This is a genomic window from Acinetobacter kanungonis (genome assembly GCF_009939195.1).
Lineage (GTDB): Bacteria > Pseudomonadota > Gammaproteobacteria > Pseudomonadales > Moraxellaceae > Acinetobacter > Acinetobacter kanungonis.
The window spans coordinates 201670-221136 of record NZ_JAACKC010000005.1; the positions used below are offsets into that span (position 1 = coordinate 201670).

General features: G+C 42.4%; 16 protein-coding genes. 8 read left to right on the plus strand and 8 right to left on the minus strand.

Going from position 1 to position 19467, the window contains the following annotated elements:
• Positions 1–75 precede the first annotated feature (75 nt).
• From GWK51_RS11800 to GWK51_RS11815, 4 genes are read left to right on the plus strand one after another with little or no spacing between them, the layout of a single operon-like run.
• The gene (locus GWK51_RS11800; protein ID WP_161933912.1) at positions 76–1728 is read left to right on the plus strand and encodes a carboxyl transferase domain-containing protein; all 1653 of its coding nucleotides are present in this window, start codon (positions 76–78) and stop codon (positions 1726–1728) included.
• A gap of 10 nt (positions 1729–1738) precedes the next feature.
• Positions 1739–2533: an enoyl-CoA hydratase/isomerase family protein gene (locus GWK51_RS11805; RefSeq protein WP_161933856.1), complete on the plus strand. Its 795-nt coding sequence runs from the start codon at positions 1739–1741 to the stop codon at positions 2531–2533.
• Between the two features lie 19 nt (positions 2534–2552).
• A complete protein-coding gene (locus tag GWK51_RS11810) occupies positions 2553–4541 on the plus strand; it encodes an acetyl/propionyl/methylcrotonyl-CoA carboxylase subunit alpha (RefSeq protein ID WP_161933857.1) in 1989 nt (662 codons plus the stop codon).
• A complete protein-coding gene (locus tag GWK51_RS11815) occupies positions 4538–5440 on the plus strand; it encodes a hydroxymethylglutaryl-CoA lyase (protein WP_161933858.1) in 903 nt (300 codons plus the stop codon). Before GWK51_RS11810 ends, GWK51_RS11815 begins: the two co-directional genes overlap by 4 nt.
• A gap of 69 nt (positions 5441–5509) precedes the next feature.
• On the opposite strand, the gene cysK is transcribed toward GWK51_RS11815, so the two are convergent.
• The 8 genes from cysK to rutD form a co-directional block, all read right to left on the minus strand.
• Positions 5510–6508 (minus strand): cysteine synthase A, encoded by a 999-nt coding sequence (cysK, locus tag GWK51_RS11820; protein WP_100240831.1) that lies wholly within the window; start codon positions 6506–6508, stop codon positions 5510–5512.
• 155 nt (positions 6509–6663) lie between these two features.
• Positions 6664–7539: an NAD(P)-dependent oxidoreductase gene (locus GWK51_RS11825; protein ID WP_161933859.1), complete on the minus strand. Its 876-nt coding sequence runs from the start codon at positions 7537–7539 to the stop codon at positions 6664–6666.
• 22 nt (positions 7540–7561) lie between these two features.
• Positions 7562–8920: a pyrimidine utilization transport protein G gene (rutG, locus tag GWK51_RS11830; protein WP_100240833.1), complete on the minus strand. Its 1359-nt coding sequence runs from the start codon at positions 8918–8920 to the stop codon at positions 7562–7564.
• A gap of 32 nt (positions 8921–8952) precedes the next feature.
• Positions 8953–9492, minus strand: a complete 540-nt coding sequence (gene rutF / locus GWK51_RS11835) for an NADH-dependent FMN reductase RutF (RefSeq protein WP_228151383.1) — start codon at positions 9490–9492, stop codon at positions 8953–8955.
• Between the two features lie 62 nt (positions 9493–9554).
• Positions 9555–9944: a pyrimidine utilization protein C gene (gene rutC, locus GWK51_RS11840; RefSeq protein ID WP_161933860.1), complete on the minus strand. Its 390-nt coding sequence runs from the start codon at positions 9942–9944 to the stop codon at positions 9555–9557.
• Positions 9945–9959: 15 nt separating this feature from the next.
• Entirely contained in the window at positions 9960–10715 is a 756-nt protein-coding gene (rutB, locus tag GWK51_RS11845) for a pyrimidine utilization protein B (RefSeq protein WP_100240836.1), read from the minus strand.
• Positions 10712–11830, minus strand: a complete 1119-nt coding sequence (rutA, locus tag GWK51_RS11850; RefSeq protein ID WP_161933861.1) for a pyrimidine utilization protein A — start codon at positions 11828–11830, stop codon at positions 10712–10714. Before rutA ends, rutB begins: the two co-directional genes overlap by 4 nt.
• Before the next feature lie 339 nt (positions 11831–12169).
• On the minus strand, positions 12170–12985 hold the full coding sequence (rutD, locus tag GWK51_RS11855) for a pyrimidine utilization protein D (protein WP_161933862.1): 816 nt from the start codon (positions 12983–12985) through the stop codon (positions 12170–12172).
• 232 nt (positions 12986–13217) lie between these two features.
• Between rutD and plsB the strand changes: the two genes are divergently transcribed.
• From plsB to sstT, 4 genes are all read left to right on the plus strand, one after another.
• Positions 13218–15722, plus strand: a complete 2505-nt coding sequence (plsB, locus tag GWK51_RS11860; RefSeq protein WP_161933863.1) for a glycerol-3-phosphate 1-O-acyltransferase PlsB — start codon at positions 13218–13220, stop codon at positions 15720–15722.
• A 176-nt stretch (positions 15723–15898) separates the two neighbouring features.
• Positions 15899–16219, plus strand: coding sequence for an ArsR/SmtB family transcription factor (locus GWK51_RS11865; RefSeq protein ID WP_100240840.1), 321 nt, complete (start codon positions 15899–15901; stop codon positions 16217–16219).
• A gap of 80 nt (positions 16220–16299) precedes the next feature.
• Positions 16300–18033: a SulP family inorganic anion transporter gene (locus tag GWK51_RS11870; protein ID WP_161933864.1), complete on the plus strand. Its 1734-nt coding sequence runs from the start codon at positions 16300–16302 to the stop codon at positions 18031–18033.
• 227 nt (positions 18034–18260) lie between these two features.
• The gene (sstT, locus tag GWK51_RS11875; RefSeq protein ID WP_161933865.1) at positions 18261–19454 is read left to right on the plus strand and encodes a serine/threonine transporter SstT; all 1194 of its coding nucleotides are present in this window, start codon (positions 18261–18263) and stop codon (positions 19452–19454) included.
• Positions 19455–19467: the final 13 nt, after the last annotated feature.

The following is a 19467-nucleotide window of genomic DNA, read 5'->3' on the forward strand; positions in this document are numbered from 1 at the left end:
TTATACAAGGAAGTTTCTATGAATCAATTACAAAACAAAATGCATAGTGATCACGATGAGTTTAATCTGGTGCACATGCCAAAGCAGACCCATCAGCACATTACGTTTGCAAGCCAAGGCTCAGACTTAAATCAGCTCAAAAGCAAAATTAACAGCCGCAGTGATGAGTTTAAAAATAATCAGGCGACTATGCTGAATCTGGTGCAGGATTTAAAGCAAATCAGCCAGAAAATTGCCTTAGGTGGCGGTGAAAGCGCGCGTCAAAAACATATCGCTCGTGGCAAATTGTTGGCGCGTGACCGAATCGATCAGTTGATTGATGCAGGTACAGCTTTCTTGGAAATTGGGCAATTGGCTGCACATAAAGTCTATGCCGACGATGTTCCTGCTGCGGGCGTTGTGGCAGGCATTGGGCAAGTCAATGGTGTGACTTGCATGATCGTTGCCAATGATGCAACGGTCAAAGGCGGTACTTATTACCCACTGACTGTGAAAAAGCACTTACGTGCGCAGGAAATTGCGGAACAAAACCACTTGCCTTGCATTTACTTGGTCGATTCAGGTGGTGCGTACTTGCCTATGCAAGATGAAGTGTTCCCAGATCGCGATCATTTCGGGCGTATTTTCTATAACCAAGCCCGTATGTCGAGCTTAGGCATTGCCCAAATTGCAGTGGTGATGGGAAGTTGTACTGCAGGTGGTGCTTATGTCCCTGCGATGTCGGATGAAACCATTATTGTGCGCAATCAAGGCACCATTTTCTTGGGTGGTCCACCATTAGTAAAAGCAGCGACAGGTGAAGTCGTGAGCAGTGAAGACCTCGGTGGAGGTGATGTGCACACTCGTCTTTCAGGAGTTGCAGACCATTTGGCAGAAAACGATGAGCATGCGATTCAAATTGCGCGCAATATCGTGGCGAATTTAAACATCAAACCCAATAAAACTGCTGAAGAGATTGAAGCACCGCTTTTCCCTGCTGAAGAACTGTATGGCATTGTGCCAAGTGATACCCGTAAACCATTTGATGTGCGTGAAATTATTGCCCGTATTGTCGATGGTTCACGCCTAGATGAATTTAAAGCACGTTTTGGTACCACTTTAATTACAGGCTTTGCCAAAATTTATGGAATGCCTGTCGGAATTATTGCCAATAACGGTATTCTCTTTTCAGAATCTGCACAAAAAGGCGCGCACTTCATTGAACTGTGTGTACAACGCAATATTCCTTTGTTGTTCTTACAAAACATCACGGGTTTTATGGTTGGTCGTCAGTATGAAAATGAAGGTATTGCCAAACACGGTGCCAAACTGGTGATGGCGGTTGCCACTGCGAATGTGCCTAAACTGACCTTGATTATTGGTGGTTCATTTGGTGCAGGAAACTATGGCATGTGCGGTCGTGCCTATTCTCCGCGCTTCTTATGGACTTGGCCAAATTCACGCATTTCAGTCATGGGTGGCGAACAAGCGGCAAGCGTACTTTCGACCATTAAACGCGATCAAATTGAACAAAAAGGCGAATCTTGGTCTGCCGATGCAGAAGATGAATTCAAGCAACCCATTCGTGACCAATATGAACGTCAAGGTCATCCGTATTATGCCTCTGCACGTTTATGGGATGACGGTGTCATTGACCCTGCTCAATCTCGTCAAGTGCTGGGTTTAAGTTTGGCAGCAGCATTAAGTGCACCAATTCAACCAACCAAGTTCGGCGTGTTCCGCATGTAAGGGGTGAAAAATGGACTATCAATTTTTACAACTCGAACAGCAACAGCAAGTGGCAACCGTCTGGATCAATCGTGCCGAACTGCATAATGCCTTCAACACTATCGTGATTGAAGAACTCCACCACTGCTTTCAACAGCTAAATGGACGTGATGATATTCGCGTGGTGATTTTAGCGGGTCGTGGCAAAAGCTTCTCTGCTGGCGCTGATCTGAACTGGATGAAACAGGCTGGACAAGCCTCTCAAGCAGACAATGAAGCCGATGCCTTGAAACTGGCGAAAATGCTGCAAAGTTTGGCAACTTTAAAGCAGCCGACCATTGCCCGTGTTCAAGGTATTGCCTTTGGCGGTGGTATGGGTCTCGCTTCTGCTTGTGATATTTGTATCGCAAGTACGGATGCCAAGTTTGCAACCTCAGAAGTGCGTCTAGGTTTAGCGCCTTCTACCATTAGTCCTTATGTGATTCGTGCCATCGGTGCCCGTCAGGCTTCACGTTATTTCCTCACGGCTGAACGTATTAGTGCTGAACAAGCGCTACAAATTGGTTTAGCCCATGAAGTCACCACGCCTGAATTACTCGATGCCAAAGTGGATGAAATTGTACAAGCCTTATTATTGGGTGGACCTGAAGCTCAAGCAGCATCAAAGCAATTGATTCAGATGGTGAATCAGCAAAGTGTGGATGAAAGTCTACTGTTGAAAACGGCACAACATATTGCCCATGTGCGCCAAGGCGAAGAAGCAAAAAATGGACTGAATGCTTTTTTAAACAAACATAGCCCAGCTTGGATCAAGGCAACGGCATAACAACAATAAGGACAGAACAATGTTTGAAAAAATTCTAATTGCGAACCGTGGTGAAATTGCCTGCCGTGTGATCCGTACTGCGAAAAAGTTGGGAATTGCAACGGTTGCGGTTTATTCAGATGCCGATGCTCAATCTCAGCATGTTAAACAGGCAGATGAAGCCATTTATATTGGTGAGTCCCCTGCTTCTCAAAGTTACTTACAGATTGAGCGTATTATTCAAGCGGCTCTAACGACAGGCGCCCAAGCCATTCACCCTGGTTATGGTTTTTTATCTGAAAATGACCAGTTTGCTGAAGCCTGTGAAAAAAACAACATTACCTTTATTGGTCCACCTGTTGCTGCCATTTTAGCGATGGGCTTAAAAGCCACGTCTAAAGCATTGATGGAAAAAGCGGGTGTTCCCCTCACTCCGGGTTATCACGGTACCAATCAAGATGCAGCTTTCTTAAAACAACAAGCTGACCAGATTGGCTATCCCGTATTAATTAAAGCCAGCGCAGGTGGCGGTGGTAAAGGCATGCGTCTGGTGGAACGTGAAGCTGACTTTTTAAGTTCCCTTGCATCTTGTAAGAGTGAGGCCAAATCCAGCTTTGCCAATGATGACGTGTTAATTGAACGCTATGTGATACAACCACGCCATATTGAAGTTCAGGTTTTTGGTGATACACATGGCAACTATGTACATCTGTTCGAACGTGATTGTTCGGTACAACGTCGCCATCAAAAAGTACTCGAAGAAGCACCAGCACCGCTGATGCCACAGCATAAACTAGAGGCGATGCGTCAAGCTGCCATTGATGCGGCACGGGCGGTTCATTATGTTGGTGCGGGCACGGTTGAATTTATTGTCGAGCAAGATGGTACGGCGTACTTCATGGAAATGAATACCCGTCTGCAAGTGGAACATCCTGTCACTGAAATGATTACAGGACAAGATTTGGTTGAATGGCAATTACGTGTGGCTTATGGTGAACCATTACCAAAACAGCAACATGAATTACAGATTCAAGGTCACGCCATTGAAGCGCGTGTTTATGCGGAAGAACCTGAAAAAGGCTTCTTACCTGCGATTGGTCAAATTAGCTATCTGCACTACCCAAATCAAAACCAAAATGTCCGCGTGGATAGTGGTATTGTCGAAGGCGATGAAATTACCACTTTCTATGATCCGATGATTGCCAAGCTGATCGTCTGGGGTGAAAACCGGGAAGCAGCATTAGTTCAAATGCATCATGCTTTAGGTCAATTTCATGTGGAAGGTTTAGGCAATAACATTGCATTCTTGGATCGTATTATCCGTTGTGATTCGTTTAAAAATGCCAAACTGGATACCAACCTGATTCAACGTGAAGATGCATTCCTCATGAATGCTGAAGCAGCTTCATCTGAAACGATTGTTTCTGCAGCATTGCTTGAATTATTAAAACGCTTTCACCAACAGCAAAAATCGCATTCAGTCTGGTCTTCAGCACCCTTTTGGCGTGTCAATGTGAAGACTCAATACAGTGTAAAATTTCAGCTCAATCAACAAGCCATCGAAGTGCGCTTTACCGCAATTGATCACGGCTTTATTGCACACTATCAAGGTCAGGACTATCCACTTCAGGGTCAATTGCTGGATGCGCATTTAGCACAGCTCAATCTGAATGGTCAGCAATCCAAAGTGGCATTTAGTGCTGATACCGACCACCTTACAGTTTTCAAAGATGGTCAAACGCATAAATTTGCCTATGTACGTCCAACTTATGGTAATCAGGATGCACAGCAAAATGAAGGTAATTTAAAAGCGCCAATGCCGGGTGTGATTACTCAAGTGTTGGTTGAAGCCAATGCACAAGTGAAGAAAGATGACATCCTGCTCACTTTGGAAGCCATGAAGATTGAATATGCGATCCGTGCGCCACGCGATGGTGTGATTACATCAGCCTATTTCCAACCAGGCGACCAAGTTAAAGCGGGTGATGAACTGGTGGAATTTCAGGCTTTAGCAGAGGAAGTGGCATGACTGAATTTGTGAAAATCGTTGAAGTCGGTCCGCGAGATGGGCTTCAAAACGAGAAAACTCCGCTTACGCTTCAAGATCGTAAACAATTGATTCTGGACTTGATGCAAACGGGTCTCACAGCGATTGAAGTCGGTTCTTGCGTGTCACCGAAATGGGTGCCACAAATGGCATTTAGTGATGAACTCTATGCACAATTACCTAAAGATCCGAATATTCAATTCAGTTTGCTTACCCCAAACATGAAAGGCTTTGAATCTGCTCTGGCGGTAGGCTGTAAAGAGGTTGCGGTTTTTACCGCAGCTTCTGAAAGCTTTACGCAAAAGAACATCAACTGTTCCATTGATGAAAGCTTTGAGAAATTTGCCGATATTCTCAAAACTGCCAAAGAACATGACATCAAAGTCCGTGGCTATGTGTCTTGTGTGGTCGATTGCCCCTATGAAGGTGCAATTGATCCAAAGCAAGTCAGCAAAGTGGTGACGCGTTTATTTGATATGGGCTGTTATGAAGTCTCTTTGGGTGAAACCATTGGTACAGCGACTCCGAATCGAGTCAAAACCATGTGGGATGCCTGTTTAAGTGAATTGGATGCCCAATTCATGGCAGGACATTTCCATAACACCTATGGCATGGCGATTGCCAATATTTACCAGTCTCTTGAACAAGGGATTCGGATTTTTGATTCTTCGATTGCAGGTTTAGGTGGATGTCCTTATGCCAAAGGGGCTTCAGGAAATGTCAGTACTGAAGATTTATTGTATTTACTGAATGGCATGGGCCTTGAGACAGGCATTAATGTTGAAGCCCTGATGCAAGCCAGTCAAAACATCAGTCGGCGTTTAGAGCGGAATAATCCTTCAAACTATGCCAATGCTTATTTGCAGACGCGCTGTGCTTGAACTGGAACCACCACTAACAAAATCAGCCGCTCAATGAGCGGCTGATTTTCTCATTCAAATAAATCTGGCTTAATCCGCAGAGATATCTTCAAACAGTACAGAAGATAAATAGCGTTCACCGCTGTCAGGTAAAATCACCACAATATTCTTGCCTGCATTTTCAGGACGAGCTGCCAACTGTGCCGCTGCTGCCATTGCTGCACCACAAGAAATACCGACTAAAATACCTTCTTGTGTCGCAGTTTTACGTGCCCAGTCAATCGCATCTTGGCTCGTAATCGTCACAACTTCATCGACTAAATCAAGATCCAAGTTTTTTGGAATGAAGTTTGCCCCAATTCCTTGAATTTTGTGTGGTGCCGGTGTAATTGCTTCGCCACGTTTAGTTTGACTAATAATTGGAGACTCTGCTGGCTCTACAGCAACCGAGTAAATTGGCTGGTTTTTTACTTTTTCAAAGAAGCGAGAAATCCCAGAAATGGTACCACCTGTACCTACACCTGCCACTAAAATATCAACTTGACCATTGGTAGCTGCCCAAATTTCAGGACCTGTGGTGTCTTCATGAATTTGTGGGTTGGCTGGGTTTTCAAATTGTTGAGGCAGGAAATAAAGTTCTGGTTGTTCAGTCGCTAAACGTACCGCTTCATCAACCGCGCCTTTCATGCCTTTTGCCGCTTCCGTCAGCACCAAGTTTGCCCCCAATGCTTTAAGTACTTTACGGCGTTCGATACTCATGCTGGCTGGCATGGTTAAAGTAATGTCATAACCTTTTGCCGCAGCAACAAAGGCCAATGCAATTCCTGTGTTCCCACTGGTTGGTTCGACAATATGCATACCCGCTTTTAATACACCACGCTTTTCAGCATCAGCGATCAGTGCTGCACCAATACGACATTTCACAGAAAAAGCTGGATTACGGCTTTCAACTTTGGCAAACACATTTGCGCCACCTGAAATAACACGATTAATGCGAACCATTGGCGTGTTACCAATTGCTTCAGCATTATTGCTATAAACCGCGATACCTAAATTATTTGGTGTTGGAAAGGCTGAATCAGTACTCATGTTATATCCCTAAGTTTATTGACTATTTATAACTGAATCATGATACAACCAATTTTGCTGAAATACAGATGGCACTGAGCATTTTCTGTAGATTTCGTTTTAAAACCTTCTCTCTGAAGATCTAGATTTCGGCATTTCCTTATGCCGTTTGCAGTTTAAGCTTCTAAAACTGTTTGGTTCCATTGTTCAAGCACGGATACCGCCGCAGTAAAATCCATCTGCTCCGCTTGCGCTTTCGGGATTTCCTTAAACAGGGCTTGAATACTTTCAAAAATCGGCACGTTTGAATCCTGTTGTTGTGCTAAATCCAAGCCAATCCCAATATCTTTTTGCAATAAATTCAAGGCAAAAGTTTTGGGAAAACTACGGTTCAACACCTTCTGCGCCATAATGGAATCAGACACGGTACTTTTACCACTCGAGTGATTGATACAATTCAACGCCGCTGAAACATCAACCTGTTGTTGCTTCAGAATGGTCAAGCCCTCCGCCAAAGCCCATAGATGGGTTGCCATCAGTACATTATTCACGGCTTTCACCGCAAAGCCTGAACCGCTACAGCCGACATATTCAACCACGCCTGAAAATGCTGAAATGATGGGCAATGCGCGTTGGTAGGCGTGCTCATCACCGCCCAACATCACTGTTAAAGAGCCACGTTCCGCACCGAAGGTTTGACCCGACACAGGTGCATCTAAATAAGCAACCTGATTTTCCCCTAATTGCTGAGACAACTTGCGTGCTGAATCTGGCACACCACTGGTACAGTCAATCCAGATACTGCCTGCTTTTGGCGGATATTGTGCAATTAACTGTTCGACATCGGCACTGGTTGGCAAGCAAGAAAATATAAAATCGGCTTGCACGGCTTGTTCTAAACTCACAGCGTGTGTACCAAATTGCTGTGCATGCTGTTCTGCTTTTTCAGTCGTTCTGTTCCAGACATACACTGGAAAACCGAGTTTTGGCAGATGGGAAGCCATATGCCAACCCATCGCACCTAATCCAATAAAAGCAATACTTTGACTCAATTTCTTTCTCCATTTAGGCGCATTAAGAGCCTTGTGCCACACTGCTGTTTACTTCACTGTCTACGCCTTGCACCTTGGTGACCGTTTCTTCACCACGGTTCAGGAACAGGTTAAGTAGAATTGCCGCCAGTGTTGCAGTACCAATGCCACCCAAGTCAAATGAACCAATGTGTAAGCTGAAATTCCCTGCACCCATAATTAAACTTACGGCTGCAATTATTAAGGTGCTGTTTTGTGTGAAATCAACTTTGTTATCCACCCAGATTTTTGCCCCAGCCACGGTAATCAAACCAAAGACCACAATGGATGCACCGCCTAATAATGCCACTGGAATCGTGCTGATCACCGCCCCGAATTTTGGTGACAAGCCCAGTAAAACAGCGAAGATCCCTGCAACCACAAAAATGGTGGTGGAATACACTTTAGTAACGGCCATCACACCAATATTTTCCGCATAAGTGGTCATGCCTGTACCACCAACCGATGCAGATAAAGAAGTACATACACCATCAGCGAAGAAGGCACGCCCCATATACGGCGACAGGTTTTTTCCTGTCATGGCTGAAACCGCTTTGAAATGCCCCAAGTTTTCAGCAACCAAAATAATCGCGACAGGTGCAATCAGTAACATAGCATTGGCATTAAACACAGGTGCATGGAAGGTTGGCAGGCCAAACCACGCAGCGTTGCCAATGATTGAAAAATCAATTGGTTTGCCGAACCCCATCACATTGGCAAGCAAGAAATACACGAAATAGGAAGAACAAAGCCCAAGCAGCAACAATAAACGTCGCACCATGCCACGAGTAAACACGGCAACCGCACTAATACACACAATGGTAATCACCGCCATCCAGGTATCGAATGTATTGGCAGAAACACTCTTAATGGTAATGGGTGCGAGGTTCAAACCAATGATCATCACAATCGCGCCCGTCACAATCGGTGGCATCAACTTTTCAATCCAGCCTGTTCCCGTTTTCATGACCACAAGACCAATTCCTGCATACACCAGACCACAGGCAATGGTTCCACCAAGCGCGAGCGCCAAGTTGGGATTGGAGCCCACACCGCTATATCCTGTTGCCGCAGCAACTGCCCCAATAAAGGCGAAACTCGACCCGAGATAACTCGGCATGCGTCCACCCGTCATCAGGAAGAATAAAATGGTGCCTATCCCCGTAATGAAAATGGTTAAGTTAGGATCGAAACCCATCAGCAAGGGAGCCAGTACCGTTGCCCCAAACATGGCGAAGGCATGTTGTAAGCCAAGCACGATACTGCGTCCGACTGGGAGATATTCGTCAATTTGAACAGGGGTTGTATCTAAGTCGCCTTGGTAAGGCTTAAATTTTGGAAACCACGATTGTTTTTCTTGCATGGGTTTCCCCTCCTTCTCATAGGATTTGTTCTTTAGCACATACGGTGTGGTTCACAATAAGCACGGTTAAAATACATCAACGCATTTAAGCCTTGATTGTGTTGAATTGCTTTGACCTGACAGAACAAAACATCATGACTTCCGACACTCATGCTTTGTACAATTTCACAATCGAAACTAATCAAGGCATCTTGCAAAACAGGTGCCTGCGTGGCGAGCGTTTCCCATTGCCCCGCAGCAAAGCGTTCTGGCATAGGTGTTTTGCCACCAAACACATTGGAAAGTGCCATTTGATGTGAAGCTAAGGTATTCACACACAACACTTTATTTTCTTTAAAGGTTTCAAATACCGAAGCTGAACGATTCAGACAGACCAACAAAGTTGGTGGTGTATCGGTCACACTGCATACAGCTGAGGCTGTAAAACCTGCAACGCCTGCGGGTCCAGAAGTGGTAATCACATTCACCGCAGCACCCAGATTTGACATGCCTTCGCGAAACGCTTTTTGATCAACGTCTGTATGTGTGGTTTTTTGCGTATTATAGATGTGTTCTAAACATTCTTCTTTCATCAAACTTTTCAGTAATTCTGCATTCATGTTTGTTCTCCTGTTGGGGCTAATCTCGCTACGACCTAAGCCGTAGCGACATGGGCAACACTGGCAATTTCAACGAGGGCATCTGGTTTTACCAAACCAGCCTGTATACAGTAGCGTGCAGGTTTGTCCCCTGGAAAATACTCGGCATAGACTTGATTAATCGCGGCATAATCCTTCCAATCTTTGACAAAAATATGGTTGAAAGTCACATCATCCATACAGCCGCCCGCTTCTTTCAAAACCGATTGAATGGTTTCCAAAATATGTCGTGCCTGTGCTGCGGCATCGCCAACATGCACGACATTGTTATTTTCATCAAAAGCCAATGTGCCAGAGACATATACAATGTTGTCTGCCTTGGTTGCAGGAACATACGGCGCTAAAGGTTTTGAGGTTCCTGCTGGAATAATGACTTGTTTAGGCATGATGATTGCTCCGTATTAGGCAGATTTTGCAAGTTGGTCGGTATTAGGAACAAAGGTATCGATAAAACTTTGTGTATCTGACACCCAGCCAAAAAAGGTTTTAATGTTGTAGAGACTCGCCGCTTGCATTTCTGCTGGACCCGCCTGATAACAGGCATCTTTTAATGCCACGCCAAAATACTCGAGGAAAAATCCATCTCTTAAGGTCGATTCCACACAAACATTGGTCGCAATACCCACGAAAACCAGATTACGGATACCACGGGCGCGTAACATGCTGTCCAACGCGGTATTGAAGAAGCCGCTGTAGCGAGGTTTTTCAATCACAATATCTTGCGCTAAAGGTTGTAATTCATCGATCAGCTCAAAGTCCCAACCGCCTTTGGCCAGTAATTTGCCTTGAAGTTCAGGCTGCTTACGCATGGTTTTGAGCGCATTGGATTTATGGAAATTCGGTGAGCCACGTCCTCCTGCTTCGACATATTGATCATCCCAGCCATTTTTAAAGTAAATCACTTGAATATTGGCTGCATGTGCTGCTGCTACAGCCTTTTTAATGTTCTGCACCACAGGTTGAGTCGTTGAAACATCAAAACCTGCTAAATCCAAATAGCCACCAATCGAGGTATAGGCATTTTGCATATCAATCACAATTAAGGCAGTTTGTTCAGGTGCAAACTGAATGTTTTCAGGCTCTGCCTTTAAGGTTTTGCCTTGACCTGTAGCTTCGGTAAAATCACTAATCACAGTATGGGTATTGATTTGGCTCATGCTGATTTCTCCAAAACTGTTACTGGTGCTTGTTCCGCTAAATCCATCACTACGTTCTGACGACATTGCATCAGCGGTTGGATCTTTTGACCAAAATCTTCTACGCCCTGAACAAAATCATCAAAAGTTAATAAAATGCCTTCCGTCCCTTTGATTTCACCAATTTCATCCAGCATCGCGGCTACTTTTTCATAAGAACCCACCAATGTTCCCATGTTGATATTGACTGGAGAAACGCTGGAAGCCATTTGACGAATATTGGTATCGGTTCCTGAAGTTGTGTCTTTTCCGCCCTGATTCATCAGCCAGTTAATCGCCTCCATGTCAGCACCATCGTTATAGCTCTGCCATTTTGCAAATGCTTCTTCATCGGTTTCTGCGGCAATCACCATAAACAACACATATGTTTGAACATCACGTCCAGTTTTATCGGTATGTGCTTTTAAGCGGTCATTAATTTCAGCATATGCCGTTGGGGTATTGAGTCCCTTACCAAAAACGAAGTTGTAATCTGCATATTCAGCAGAGAACGCTAGTCCTGTATCCGATTGACCCGCACAGATAATTTTCATATCTGCTTGTGGCGTTGGGCTGACACGGCAATCATTCATTTCAAAGTGCTCACCTTTGAAATCTGACTTGCCTGTAGCCCAAAGTTCACGAAGAATTTGTACATATTCAGATAAATACTCATAGCGTTTGCCAAAGTATTCATCCCCTGGCCACATGCCCATTTGTGTATATTCAGGCGCTTGCCAGCCTGTCACGACATTTAAACCAAAACGACCATTGGAAATAGAATCGATGGTCGATGCCATACGCGCCACAATTGCTGGCGGCATAACCAAAGTTGCGGCAGTCGCATAAATTTTAATTTTGCTGGTAACCGCAGCTAAACCGGCCATGAGTGTGAACGTTTCTAGGTTATGATCCCAAAATTCAGTTTTGCCACCAAAGCCACGTAGCTTGATCATGGACAAGGCAAAATCAAAACCATAATGCTCGGCACGTTGTACAATTTTCTTGTTCAGTTCAAAGCTCGGCATGTACTGCGGTGCATTCTCAGAGAGTAACCAGCCATTGTTCCCGATTGGGCAAAAAACACCTATTTTCATGTATTGCATCCTCATTCAATCATTCAACAACTCAAAATTTATTTCCGACTAATTTTTAGAAAATAAATTCATTAATTCTTGATTTTATGATTGCATGGAGTGTGCCAACTTAATATAAATTAATAATATCAACAGCTTAAAATCATTATAAAATTTATGTATTTTACCTAATGGTAAATTTATTATTTTCCATCTGCACTTTTTTTGTGAGCCATGATCTAAATTTGTGCACTTTTTTACCAAATGGAAAAATAAATAAAATAAAAAAGGCACTAACTAAACCGTGCCTTTTTTAATCTTGATATAAATTTTTCTGATGCTATGGATGAATCTGGTTTGTTAACTCGCCGCTAAATTTTCAACAGGTTTCTTCAATAGTTTTTCCAAGAGTAATGCATTGAATGTTTCAGCTTGTGTGACCGTTACCGCATGTGCACCATGCGCTAGAATATCTAATTCAGCATGTGGAAAGACCTGTTTTAATTGAGAACTTTGTTGATACGGCACCAGAAAATCATCTTCAGTCGCGATTAAATACAGTGGAATCTTATGCAGACTGGAAATTGTTTCAGCCTTCAGTTCATAATTCATTAAAGCTTTGAGTCGAGTGAAGACATTCAGTAAAGGTGGAAACTTTTCAATCTGTTGATTTTCCTGTAAATATAAAGTCGAAATTTTTACTGAAATCCATGCTGGTGGATATAAGAACAAGGCTTGCGCTCGAACATAGGCTTCGACACCTGCATATTGCAATAATGAGATACGGGTCTTGAAACATTTCTCTGTATGCGCATCTAAATGCGCCCAACCATTAATGATGGTTAAGGACAACATGGTTTTCTCTGTTTTTTCCAGCAAAACAGCCAGTTCTGCACCAATGAAACCACCCAAAGCATGCCCGATAAAATGAAATTCATGGATGTTTAATATGGCTAATAAGTCTACGACCTGATTAGCTAAATGGGTCATCGTGTAGTTTTCATCAAGGATTGCCGCATTTTTATGACAACCTTCTTGGTCATAAATCACCACATGAAAATGTTGCTGTAACGCTTCAATTTGCGGCGTCCAAAATTGTCCGTGTCCGCCTAAACCTGAAGATAGAACTACATATTCAGCGTGTAATTTTTGTGAAGGAAAAACCTGATACTGCATGATGATGTACCTTGAATAGGGAAAGTATTGGCTTGAATTCAGCAAAAAATATGCCCATTCCCTTTTCCTTGGTTTTATTCAGTCAGTTTCGGCAAGGTTGATGTCGAATGACCATGTAGGATTCAGATACGATCTGTTACATGCTTTATGTTCTAATTAGCAGCAAAAGCATTTGTATTCTTAGGCAAGATTGAACAAAATAATCTCCGAAACATGGTTCATAGGAATAACAATGTCCAATAAAGGTTATCGCCAATTTTATCGTCAACTCACGCAGAAAATTCTAAATAAAGTCGTGAGTCCACAAGTATTAGGCACGACCTCTGAACTTGAACAACAATATTCAGCTTCGGCCAACGGCAATCCTATTTGCTATGTTTTGCAAGATGCGTCCCTCAGCAATACCGTGCTGATTGATCATGAAGCCCAAAAAAGACAATTGCCTTCGGTCTATCAACCCTTACAGCTAGGCACGGCACAAGAAGAAGATTCTATTTTGGTTTTGAATGAAAAGAATCATTTGAAACAGGGATTGCATTATCCAGCCAAACTCATTCGCTTGATTGAACTACTGGAAAAGCATCCAGAATTCGATTTAGATTTGGTTCCAGTCACTATGTTGTGGGGACGTGCGCCTGAATATGAAGATTCTTGGTATAAGGCGTTGTTTGCCGATGCGTGGTCAACCCCTTCTCCGTTAAAGCAAGCGATGAATATTTCCCTGTATGGTCGCGAAAATTACCTTGAATTTCACAAGCCGCTGTCTTTGCGTAAGCTCATGACTGAAGCCAAAGAGTTAAGTCCTAACTTCTCGCCTGCGCATTATGTCATGAAGCAGTTGAATGCCAACTTTAACAAATATAAAGAAGCCATTTTAGGCCCCGATTTATCCGACCGTCGTAACGTCATTAACAATTTGATGATCAGTGATGTCATCAAACAAGCGATTCGTAAAGAAAGTATTGCTGAAAATATCAGTATGTTTGAAGCTGAAAATCGCGCGCGTCACTATCTCACAGAAATTGCCTCTGATTTTTCATATTCTACTTTGCGCTTCGGTTATCTGGCCTTAACCAAATTATGGACACAACTCTATGATGGGATTGAGGTGCATAACTTCGATACGGTACGCGAGCTGGCCCAAGACTATGAAATTGTGTACACCCCATGTCACCGTAGTCATATCGATTACCTACTATTGTCTTATGTGATTTTTAACCGTGGTTTGATGGTGCCGCATATTGCTGCAGGGATTAACCTCAACCTTCCAGTGGTTGGTCAATTGTTCCGTGGTGCTGGGGCTTATTTTATCCGTCGTAGTTTTAATGGCAACGAGCTTTATACTTCGGTATTTAAAGAGTATTTACACAGTCTGCTGATGCGTAATACACCTTTAGAATACTTTATTGAAGGTGGACGTTCGCGCACGGGTTTATTACTGCCTGCAAAAAAAGGCATGTTATCGATGACCATTCAAAGCCATCTTAGAGGAAACTCCAAACCAATTGCCTTTATTCCAACCTACTTTGGCTATGAAAAATTATTGGAAGGTACTTCCTATTTAAATGAGCTGAGTGGCAAACCGAAAGAAGCCGAATCACTGTGGGGTATCTTAAGTTCAGCACGCAAAATTGAGAAAGTCTTTGGTCAAGTCTATGTCAACTTTGGTGAGCCTGTTTTTCTGGACGATGTATTAAAACAGCAAAATGCTGAACATCTGAGCCTGAATTTTAATGACAAATTGCCTCCTACCGTTGTAAATACGGTGGATCAAACGGCACAATCAATTTTAGAAAACATCAATAAAGCCGTGGTGATTAATCCAATTTCCATCATTTCTTTAATTTTGTTAAATGCACCGCAACATCAACTCTCGGAAGACGAGCTAACGACCACCCTTGATCAGTATCGAACACTGCTTGCGCAAAATCGTTATGATGATCGAATGATTATTTCTGAACTTTCCAGTGCTGAAATCATTCAATATGCCTTGAAGTTAAAGCAGGTCGAGCTTCATACGCAAGAACAGGTCACATGGGTACGTGTTGCAGAAAGTCAAAAAATCTTATTGAGCTATTTCAGCAATAACATTCTGCATTGCTTTATTTTGCCTGCTTTGGTTGCCCGTATTATTCAACACTTTGGAGAAATTGAAACGTCTGAACTGATTGGCTTAGTGCAATCTTTATATCCATTCATTCAAGAAGAATTCTTCTTGAAATGGCAAACTGATGAAGTAGAAGCTCAAGTTGTGCGTATTTTAGAGCGTTTCGAGCATGATCAATGGATCGAGCAACATGACAACCGAATCACACAACTCACAGACAACCCTACTGGCTTAGAAACCCTTGCAGCATTGTCGGAACGTAGTCTTAATAACTTTGTGGTCATGCAAGGCCTGTTCTCTCAATATGCCCATACCCAAACATTCTCAGAAAAAGCCTTTGAGAAAATGGCGAAGGCTGTTTTACAACAATTGAGTCACAATCAAGTGATCACCCACGGCTACTATTTTGATAGTGCTACCTTAAAAGGCTATTTAACAACACTGAAAAAATTGGGCTTAGCTGAAGTTACCCGTGAGCACCTGCTACTAGCACCAGACTATGCGCCACAAATGCAACGTCGTCTGGCTTGGTATGTACAAGATCATGAAGAAACATTTAACAAAGCCATGCAATTTAATGATAAAGAATTGAAACATTTTTACGAAAGTGTAAAGCCGAAAAAGAATTAACATAAGCTCTTCACACAGTGTGTCCATTGAAATCAATTTCCATACTGTGTGAAGTATTACTTATAAATAAATCTGATATTTGTTTTCATTAAAAACCATTGAGAATGAAAACTCTGATACATGTAATCTGCATTTTCTACTATTATAATAATACGCTGATTTAGTGAGGCGCTCTAATGGAAAATGATTTTGAAATTACATCTATGCGAAATTCAGCAGAGGATGTCGTGAGTATTTTAAAATCACTGGCGAATACAGATCGTTTACTGATTTTATGTCATTTAGCGAAAGAAGAACTGAACGTATCACAAATTGAACATATCACGCATATTACCCAACCAACACTTTCTCAACAATTAATGATGCTACGCAAAAGCGATGTCGTCAGCACCCGCCGAGATGGCAAGCAAATTTTTTACTCCATTAAAGATGAAAAATTAGTTCAAGTCCTCCAAACCCTCTATGAACTTTACTGCACCAAGCCTGCATTTAATTAAATAAAATCATTCGCCTACTTTTAGCTATGCCGCATAAATTTTGTGCATAATAGAGTTAAAGTTGCGATTTAGATCGGCTCATGGCTCATTCAAAAAATAGCGTCTTAAAATATTTGCCTGCATCGGCATGGTTGACTGGCTACACTGCCAGTAAATTCAAATCGGATCTTCTTTCCGCACTGATTGTGATTGCCATGCTGGTTCCGCAAGGTATGGCGTATGCCATGCTGGCTGGATTACCGCCTATTACTGGACTGTATGCCAGTATTCTGCCGATGATTGTCTATGCACTGTTCGGCAGTAGTCCAACGCTGTCGATTGGTCCTGTAGCCATTATCTCCATGATGACCTTTGCTACACTCACACCATTTTATGCAGCAGGCTCTGAAGCTTATATTCAGGCAGCATGCTTGCTTGCAGTCATGGTCGGGATCATTTCTTTTTTACTGGGACTGTTCAAATTTGGTTTTCTCATCCAATTGATTAGCCATCCTGTGATTCATAGTTTTATTATTGCCTCAGCGCTTTTGATTGCTTTAGGGCAAATCAAATTTTTACTGGATATTCCCCTTCAATCAAATAACATTCCTGAACTAATTGTTAGCTTTTATCACTATGTAAATCAAACACATTGGGGCACGTTACTGTTTGGTCTGGCTTCCATCCTGTTTTTAGTTTACTTGCCTAAATTATTGGGTTTAAGCCATATTCAACAACGTTTTCGCTTTGCCGGCTTCTTGGTTAAAGCCGTTCCCTTAATTTTGGTTGTTTGTTCAATTGCTTTGGTTTCATTGTTTCAGTTAGATGGTGTTGGGATTAAAACCGTAGGGGAAATTCCATCTGGCTTTCCACCATTGAGCTTACCGCAATGGAATTGGACACTTGTACTTCAACTCTTGCCTGGTGCAAGCATGATCGCGATGATCAGTTTTGTGGAATCACTGTCTATTGCTCAAGCGACTGCCTTACAACAACGTAGTGCATTACATAGTAATCAGGAATTAATTGCCCTAGGACTTTCAAATTTAAGTGCGGGTCTCAGTTCGGCATTTCCCGTCACAGGCAGTCTGTCTCGCACAGTTGTAAATGCCGATGCAGGTGCAAAAACACCAATGGCAGGTATTCTATCTTCCTGTTTTATTGTGGTCGTGAGTTTATTTTTTACTGGTTTTTTCCAAAATTTACCCCTCGCCATACTTGCTGCCACCATTATTGTTTCAATCTGGAAATTGGTAGATTTCAAACCATTCTTTGAAACATGGCACTATTCCAAAGCCGATGGTATTGCCATGTGGATCACCTTCTTTGGTGTTATTTTTATTGATATTTCCACAGGTCTGATTTTAGGCGTCATTTCAACCTTTCTGCTTATGCTTTGGCGCATCAGCCGCCCACATATGGTGGTAATTGGATTGGTGGAAGGCACACAACATTTCCGCAACCAGCAACGTTATCCAGTAAAAACGGTAGATTCCATTCTCTCACTGCGCATTGACGAAAGTCTGAATTTTTTGAATGCCAATAGTTTCAAAGACTTCTTTATTAATGCTCTAAGTGAAAAGAAAAACGTTAAATATGTCGTGTTGAATTGTTCGGGTGTCAGCCGGATTGATTACAGCGCTTTGGAAATGCTGGAAGAACTAGATGCGGAATTGCAAAAACAAAATGTTGAATTGCACTTCTCTGAGGTCAAAGGCCCTGTGATGGATAAACTGATCCATTCCAAATTATTTGAACGTTTAGATGGACGTATTCACCTCACCCATTATCAAGCGATACAAGCCTTAGATCCTGAATTTTTAAGCCCAGCTTGAAAAGCTAAGTAAATAATTACAAAGCTATTATTTTTATATAAATCTCTCGAAAAGCCGTTTTTTGCAATAAAATTCGGTTTTTTCTCGATTTAAAACAGAAAATATCAACTTTAAAATGAATAATTTAGTTTTTATAGCAAAATATTTTTTAATCATTGTAAATTTTAGGTATAGAATTGCACACTTAATTTTAACCTCTGCCCTCGTAGTACTGACAAGGCTAGCCTATGTTTTCAGCTTTTGCGCGTTTAAGTTTAGTTACGCGAATTCTCATTGCCATCATTCTGGGGATGGCTGTTGCCTTCACTTTCCCGAATGCAGCACCTTATTTAAGCCTTTTAGGTGACTTATTCATTAAGGCACTTAAGTCCGTTGCACCAATTTTAGTTTTTGTATTGGTTATGGCATCCATCTCCAATTTTAAAGTTGGTCATAGTGCAAACCTTCGTCCAATTATGATTTTGTATGCTGTAGGTATGTTACTTGCTGCATTCAGTGCAGTTGCTGCAAGTTTGGCTTTCCCAAGTACCTTATTCTTAGATGTTCCTGCACAAGCTGATTTACAGCCACCAGGTAATCTGGCAGAGATTTTAAAGAATTTACTTTTAAGTTTTATTGCAAACCCAGTTACAGCGATTAGCGATGGAAACTTTATTGGTATCTTGGCATGGGCAATTGCACTTGGTTTAGCTTTCCGTCATGCACATGACAGCACCAAAGTCTTTATTGCAGATGCTGCTAATGCGGTGAATCAAGTTATTCGTATTGTAATTAACTTCGCTCCAGTAGGTATTTTTGGCTTAGTCGCTGTGACATTTGCAGACGCTGGCTTAAAAACACTTTCAGCTTATGCTCAGCTTTTGGCAGTATTACTCGGTACCATGGTGTTTGTTGCACTGGTGATTAACCCGATTTTAGTTGCATTTACTACGCGCCAAAATCCGTACCCATTAGTACTACAATGTTTACGCGAAAGTGGGATCACTGCTTTCTTTACCCGTAGTTCTGCTGCCAACATTCCAGTTAATTTAGACTTGGCTAAACGCTTAGGCGTAAATGAAGCAACTGCGAGTGTTGCTATTCCTTTAGGTGCAACTGTGAACATGGCGGGTGCCTCAGTGACAATTACTGTGCTTACCTTAGCTGCTGTGCATACTCTAGGTATTTCAGTTGATTTTACTACGATGGTGATTTTATCTGTAGTGGCATCCGTTTCAGCATGTGGTGCATCTGGTGTTGCTGGTGGTTCTTTACTGTTAATTCCTGTGGCATGTGGTTTATTTGGTATTTCTTCGGATATCGCGATGCAAGTGGTTGCCATTGGTATGGTCATCAGCGTATTGCAAGACTCGACTGAAACAGCTTTAAACTCATCTACTGACGTTTTATTTACAGCAGCAGTTGATCGCGCGTCGCGATAATATTATTTTATAA

Excerpts from the sequence above, each read along its gene's own strand:
- rutD (WP_161933862.1), bottom strand. The coding sequence starts at position 12,985 with ATGCAGTATCAGGTTTTTCCTTCACAAAAATTACACGCTGAATATGTA.
- GWK51_RS11805 (WP_161933856.1), top strand. The coding sequence starts at position 1,739 with ATGGACTATCAATTTTTACAACTCGAACAGCAACAGCAAGTGGCAACC.
- GWK51_RS11800 (WP_161933912.1), top strand. The coding sequence starts at position 76 with ATGCCAAAGCAGACCCATCAGCACATTACGTTTGCAAGCCAAGGCTCA.
- plsB (WP_161933863.1), top strand. The coding sequence starts at position 13,218 with ATGTCCAATAAAGGTTATCGCCAATTTTATCGTCAACTCACGCAGAAA.
- rutA (WP_161933861.1), bottom strand. The coding sequence starts at position 11,830 with ATGAAAATAGGTGTTTTTTGCCCAATCGGGAACAATGGCTGGTTACTC.
- rutC (WP_161933860.1), bottom strand. The coding sequence starts at position 9,944 with ATGCCTAAACAAGTCATTATTCCAGCAGGAACCTCAAAACCTTTAGCG.
- cysK (WP_100240831.1), bottom strand. The coding sequence starts at position 6,508 with ATGAGTACTGATTCAGCCTTTCCAACACCAAATAATTTAGGTATCGCG.
- GWK51_RS11870 (WP_161933864.1), top strand. The coding sequence starts at position 16,300 with ATGGCTCATTCAAAAAATAGCGTCTTAAAATATTTGCCTGCATCGGCA.
- GWK51_RS11865 (WP_100240840.1), top strand. The coding sequence starts at position 15,899 with ATGGAAAATGATTTTGAAATTACATCTATGCGAAATTCAGCAGAGGAT.
- sstT (WP_161933865.1), top strand. The coding sequence starts at position 18,261 with ATGTTTTCAGCTTTTGCGCGTTTAAGTTTAGTTACGCGAATTCTCATT.
- rutG (WP_100240833.1), bottom strand. The coding sequence starts at position 8,920 with ATGCAAGAAAAACAATCGTGGTTTCCAAAATTTAAGCCTTACCAAGGC.
- rutB (WP_100240836.1), bottom strand. The coding sequence starts at position 10,715 with ATGAGCCAAATCAATACCCATACTGTGATTAGTGATTTTACCGAAGCT.
- GWK51_RS11810 (WP_161933857.1), top strand. The coding sequence starts at position 2,553 with ATGTTTGAAAAAATTCTAATTGCGAACCGTGGTGAAATTGCCTGCCGT.
- rutF (WP_228151383.1), bottom strand. The coding sequence starts at position 9,492 with ATGAAAGAAGAATGTTTAGAACACATCTATAATACGCAAAAAACCACA.
- GWK51_RS11815 (WP_161933858.1), top strand. The coding sequence starts at position 4,538 with ATGACTGAATTTGTGAAAATCGTTGAAGTCGGTCCGCGAGATGGGCTT.